Annotated in this window: 1 protein-coding gene; it reads right to left on the minus strand. The window is 65.7% G+C overall.

Annotated features, from left to right (window positions below):
• Positions 1–205 precede the first annotated feature (205 nt).
• On the minus strand, positions 206–1,869 hold a 1,664-nt coding region (mutL, locus tag A2I95_RS34670), incomplete at its 5' end, for a DNA mismatch repair endonuclease MutL (protein WP_291737102.1).

Consider the following 1,869-nt stretch of genomic DNA (forward strand, 5'->3'; position numbering starts at 1 on the left):
GGCGCTGCTGATCCCGGAGATTGTCGAGCTCAGCCCGGCCGCCTCCTGGTTCAGACCTGCATTGGCATGTTCCAGCTGCCGCGCTGCCCCGCGTAGACGCAATCCTGCCAGGGCAAAAACCGCGGCCAGCCCGGCCAGCGCGTAAATGACCCATTGGGTCTGTTCCAGTGTCACTGCTCGTCCTCCCTTTACCGGGGGTTCTTGTTCAGGTGCGCCCGAACAGGCGCTCGATATCTGTCAGTTTCAGTTCCACATAGGTGGGGCGGCCATGGTTGCACTGGCCGGAATGGGGCGTTGCCTCCATCTCCCGCAAGAGCGCGTTCATCTCCTCGCCCCGCATCCGCCTCCCTGAGCGGATCGAGCCATGGCAAGCTACCCGGCTCAGGATTGCTTCGATCTTGGCTTGCACCAGCTGGCTTTCGCCTTGGTCCGACAGCTCATCCAGAATGTCCTTGAGCATCGCCTCGGCATTGACCTCGCCCAGGATCGCCGGGGTTTCGCGCACGGCAACGGCATTGCCGCCAAAGGGCTCGATGCCAAGGCCGAACTTTGCCAGCTCCTCCGCCACGCCCAAGAGGCAAGCACAGTCATTGTCGCTGAGCTCGACAATCTCCGGGATCAGCAGCGCCTGTGCGGCGACGCCGTTCTCGGCCATCTGGTGTTTCAGCTTTTCATAAACCAGCCGCTCATGGGCGGCGTGCTGGTCAACGATGACCATGCCGTCGCGGGTCTGGGCGATGATGTAGTTTTCATGCACCTGACCGCGTGCCGCACCCAGCGGCAGGGCTTCGGCCCCGGGCGCATCCGAAGCCTGACCCGGGGCCATTGGAGCCACGGGCACCTCTGTGACCTGCCCGCTGAAGGCTCCCTGCAATTCGGCAAAACCCGGCGATGGCGGCGCATCCAAGGGAGACGCCTGCGGCAAACCGGGGGATTGCGCCGCGTAAGCACTGCTGCGCGCGCCCAGCGACGGCCGGTCCATCTGATAGATCCGCGGCGCGCCGGTGGCCGTGGGCTGCTCCGGCGTCATCGCCCCAAGCGTCGCACCGGCCACTGTGGTTGAGGCGCGGTGCCCGGCCTCTGCCAGCGCATGGCGCAGGGCAGACACGATCAGCCCGCGTGCCAATCCGGGATCTCGGAACCGCACCTCGGATTTGGCGGGATGCACATTCACGTCGACCAGCTGCGGGTCGCAATCGATGAACAGCGCCGCCGCCGGGTGCCGGTCGCGGCTCAGGAAATCGAAATAGGCCGCCCTGAGCGCGCCGGTCAGCATCTTATCCTTCACCGGGCGCGTGTTCACGAACAAGAACTGCGCCACCGCCGCCCCGCGCGAATAGGTTGGCAGCGCCGCATAGCCATAAAGCCGGATCCCTTCGCGGGTGGCGTCGATCTTCAGTGCGTTTTCGGAAAATTCACGCCCCAGCACCGAGGCCAGCCGCCCGTGCAGCGCGTCGAACAGATCGCCCGGCAAGGGGTCGGCACGGAAGGTCACCCGCCCCTCGGCGCCGCCCGTTTTTCCGCCAGAGACATCGCGCAAGGTGAAGCCAACCGAAGGCTCCGCCATTGCCAGCCGTTTCACCGTGTCAGAAATCGCCTGGCTCTCGGCCCGGTCCGTACGCATGAACTTGAGCCGCGCCGGGGTGGCAAAAAACAGATCGCGCAGTTCGACAATGGTGCCTGCCCGCAGCGCCGCCGGTTTCACTGGCTCCAGCCTGCCGCCCGACACCCGGATTTGCGCCGCTTCATGCCCTTCCGCCCGGCTGGTGATCGTCAGCCGCCCGACCGCGCCAAGCGAGGGCAGCGCCTCGCCGCGGAAGCCGAAGGTGTGGATGTTCAACAGGTCAGAACCGTCGATCTTGGAGGTGG

The organism is Leisingera sp. F5, assembly GCF_001593695.1.